This window comes from Streptomyces sp. 13-12-16 (genome assembly GCF_002114215.1).
In the GTDB taxonomy this organism is placed as follows: Bacteria; Actinomycetota; Actinomycetes; order Streptomycetales; family Streptomycetaceae; genus Streptomyces.
Genome location: NZ_NCTE01000391.1, coordinates 1 through 4,475 on the forward strand (window position 1 = coordinate 1; position 4,475 = coordinate 4,475).

The following is a 4,475-nucleotide window of genomic DNA, read 5'->3' on the forward strand; positions in this document are numbered from 1 at the left end:
AGACGTGTCGCCGCCGTCACCGTGGCCGCGCTCGCCGCCGCCCTGGTGCAGCCGGTCACCGCCGGCGCCGCGACCCCGCCCGCGCCGCCCTCCGACGCGAAGCTCGCCAAGTCGCCCGCGCGGCACGACCTGACCCGCGAGCAGTTCTACTTCGTCCTGCCGGACCGTTTCGCCAACGGCGACACCAGGAACGACCGCGGCGGACTGACCGGCTCCCGCCTCAGCACCGGGTACGACCCCACCGACAAGGGCTTCTACCAGGGCGGTGACCTCAAGGGCCTGACGAAGAGGCTCGACTACATCAAGGGGCTCGGCACCACCGCCATCTGGATGGCGCCCATCTTCAAGAACCAGCCCGTGCAGGGGACCGGCAAGGACGCCTCCGCCGGTTACCACGGTTACTGGATCACCGACTTCACCCAGGTCGACCCGCACTTCGGCACCAACGACGACCTCGAGACCCTCATCGACGAGGCCCACGACAAGGGCATGAAGGTCTTCTTCGACGTCATCACCAACCACACCGCCGACGTCGTCGACTACGAGGAGAAGTCCTACGGCTACCTGTCCAAGGGCGCCTTCCCGTACCTGACGAAGGACGGCGAGCCCTTCGACGACGCCGACTACGCCGACGGCTCCCGGAAGTTCCCGCGCGTCGACGCCGGCTCCTTCCCGCGCACCCCGGTCGTGCCCGGCGCGAAGGAGGACCTCAAGGTCCCGTCCTGGCTCAACGACCCGGAGATGTACCACAACCGGGGCGACTCCACCTTCGCCGGCGAGTCCGCCGAGTACGGCGACTTCTCCGGCCTCGACGACCTGTGGACCGAGCGTCCCGAGGTCGTCGACGGCATGGAGAAGATCTACCAGCGGTGGGTCAGGGACTTCGACATCGACGGCTTCCGGATCGACACCGTGAAGCACGTCAACATGGAGTTCTGGACCCAGTGGGCCACCGCCCTGGACGCCTACGCCGCCAAGAAGGGCCGGGACGACTTCTTCATGTTCGGCGAGGTCTACTCCGCCGACACGGACGTCACCGCCCCGTACGTCACCGAGGGCCGCCTCGACGCCACGCTCGACTTCCCGTTCCAGGAGGCGGCACGGCAGTACGCCTCGCAGGGCGGCAGCGCGAAGAAGCTGGCCTCGGTCTTCGGCGACGACTACAAGTACGCCACCGACAAGGCCAACGCCTACGAGCAGGTCACCTTCCTCGGCAACCACGACATGGGCCGCTTCGGGACGTTCCTGACGCAGGACAACCCGGGGGCGTCCGACGCGGAGCTGCTGAAGAAGGACATGCTCGCCAACGAGCTGATGTTCCTCAGCCGCGGCAACCCGGTCGTCTACTACGGCGACGAGCAGGGCTTCACCGGCGCCGGCGGCGACAAGGACGCCCGCCAGACCCTGTTCGCCTCCCGTACGGCCGACTACCTCGACGACGACCTGATCGGCACCGGCCGCACCCACGCCGAGGACACCTACGACACGCGAGCACCGCTCTACCGGCAGATCAGTGCTCTCGCCAAGCTCCGCAAGGCCCACCCGGCCCTCACCGACGGCATCCAGCAGGAGCGGTACGCGGCCGACGGCGCGGGCGTCTACGCCTTCTCCCGCACCGGCACGGGCAAGGACACCACCGAGTACGTCGTCGCCTTCAACAACTCCGAAGAGGCCGAGAAGGCCACCTTCGCGACCGGCTCCGCCCGGATGACGTTCAAGGGCATCCACGGCACCGACGCCACCGTCACCAGCGACGCCGACAAGAAGATCACCGTCACCGTCCCGGCCGGCTCGGCGATCGTCCTCAAGGCGTCCGGCCCGCTCGCCGGGCCCGCCGCGAAGCCCACGGTCACCCTCGAGGCCCCCGGGGCGGGCGCCACCGGCACCGTCGAGGTCACCGCCGACGTCGAGGGCGGCCGGCTCAACCGGGTCGTCTTCGCCGCCCAGACCGGCAACGGCAGGTGGCAGACGCTCGGCTCCGCCGACCACGCCCCCTACAAGGTCACCCACACCATCGGCGAGGACGTCCCCGCCGGCACCGCCCTGCGCTACAAGGCCGTCGTGGTCGACTCGGCCGGCCGCACCGCGAGCGCCCTGGCCGCCTCCACCACGGGCACCCCGCCCGTCGAGGAGCCGCCCACCGCCGCCTCCCGCGACTACGCGATCGTCCACTACAAGCGCACGGACGGCGACTACGACGACTGGGGCCTGTACGCCTGGGGCGACCTCGCGGACGGCGAGGCCACCGAGTGGCCGGACAGCCACCCCTTCACCGGCCGCGACGCCTACGGCGCCTTCGCCTACGTCAAGCTCAAGCCCGGCGCGTCCGACCTCGGCTTCCTCGTCATCGACAAGGACGGAAACAAGGACGTCGCCACCGACCGCACGATCGACCTCACCAGAACCGGTGAGATCTGGATCGAGCAGGGCAAGGAGACCGTCACCGCCGAGCGGCCCGACTACCCGGCCCAGGACACCACCAAGGCCGTGCTGCACTACAAGCGCGCCGACGGGAACTACGACGGCTGGGGCCTGCACACCTGGACCGGTGCCGCGAACCCCACCGACTGGTCGAAGCCCCTGGAGCCGGTGAGGACCGATGCCTACGGCGCCGTCTTCGAGGTGCCGCTCGCCGAGGGTGCCACCAGCCTCAGCTACATCCTCCACAAGGGCGACGAGAAGGACCTGCCCACCGACCAGTCGCTGGACCTCGAGGCCGGCGGCCACGAGGTGTGGCTGCTGAACGGCCAGGAGAAGTACCTGCTGCCGCAGCCGGCCGGCTCGGCGGCGGCACTCGACCTGACCACCTCCAAGGCGGTCTGGATCGACCGGGACACCCTCGTCTGGGACGGCTCCGAGGCCGCCGCCTCCACCCAGCTCCTCGCCTCCCGCACCGGTTCCGTCAAGGTGCAGGACGGTGCGCTGACCAGCGAGGACGCCCGCTGGATCCGGCTGGCGAGCACGACGCTCACCGACGCCCAGAAGGCGGAGTTCCCGCACCTGAAGGACGGCACCGCCTGGTCCGTCGACCCGCGTGACCGGGACCGCGTGCGCGAGGCGCTGCGCGGCCAGGTCGTCGCCTCCCAGCACGCCGCCAACGGCGCCGTGCTCGCGGCGACCGGCGTGCAGATCGCGGGCGTGCTCGACGACCTCTACGCGGCCGACGCCACCAAGGCGGACCTCGGCCCGGTGTTCCGCCACGGCCGGCCCACCCTCTCCGTGTGGGCGCCGACCGCGCAGGACGTCTCCCTGGAGATCGGCGGCCGCACCGTCCGGATGCGGCGCGACGACGCCACCGGCGTCTGGTCCGTCACCGGCCCGCGCTCCTGGAAGGGCGAGGAGTACCGGTACAAGGTGAAGGTGTGGGCGCCCAGCACCCGCGAGATCGTCACCAACAAGGTCACCGACCCCTACTCGGTGGCCCTGACCACCGACTCCGAGCACAGCCTCGTCGTCGACCTGGCCGACCGGTCCCTGAAGCCGCGTGCGTGGTCGACGTACGACAAGCCGAAGGCCGTGCCGCTGAAGGACGCCCAGATCCAGGAGCTGCACATCCGCGACTTCTCCGTGGCGGACCGCACGGCGGAGAACCCCGGCACCTACCTCGCCTTCACCGACAAGGACAGCGACGGCAGCAGGCACCTGCGCGAGCTGGCGAAGGCCGGCACCTCGTACGTGCACCTGCTGCCCGCGTTCGACATCGCCACCATCCCCGAGGAGAAGTCCGAGCAGGCGACCGCCGACTGCGACCTCGCCTCCTACCCGGCCGACTCCGGCAAGCAGCAGGAGTGCGTGGCGAAGGCCGCCGCCAAGGACGCCTACAACTGGGGCTACGACCCGTACCACTACACGGTCCCCGAGGGCTCCTACGCCACCGACCCGGACGGCACCGAGCGCACCGTCGAGTTCCGGAAGATGGTCAAGGCGCTCAACGAGGACGGCCTGCGGGTCGTGATGGACGTGGTCTACAACCACACGGCCGCGAGCGGCCAGGCCGGCACCTCCGTCCTGGACCGGATCGTCCCCGGCTACTACCAGCGGCTGCTGGCCGACGGCTCGGTCGCCAACAGCACCTGCTGCGCCAACACGGCCACCGAGAACGCCATGATGGGCAAGCTCGTCGTCGACTCGGTCGTCACCTGGGCCAAGGAGTACAAGGTCGACGGGTTCCGCTTCGACCTCATGGGCCACCACCCGAAGGCCAACATCCTCGCCGTGCGCGAGGCCCTCGACGCCCTCACCCCGGAGAAGGACGGCGTCGACGGCAAGAGGATCATCCTGTACGGCGAGGGCTGGAACTTCGGCGAGATCGCCGACGACGCCCGCTTCGAGCAGGCCACGCAGAAGAACATGGCCGGTACCGGCATCGCCACCTTCTCCGACCGGGCCCGCGACGCCGTGCGCGGCGGCGGCCCCTTCGACGCCGACCCCGGCGTGCAGGGCTTCGCCTCCGGCCTCTACACCGACCCCAACTC

Annotated in this window: 1 protein-coding gene; it reads left to right on the top strand. The window is 70.3% G+C overall.

Annotated features, from left to right (window positions below; genetic code table 11):
- A partial coding sequence (pulA, locus tag B7767_RS16130; RefSeq protein ID WP_107486131.1) for a pullulanase-type alpha-1,6-glucosidase occupies positions 1 to 4,475 on the top strand: 4,475 nt, incomplete at both ends.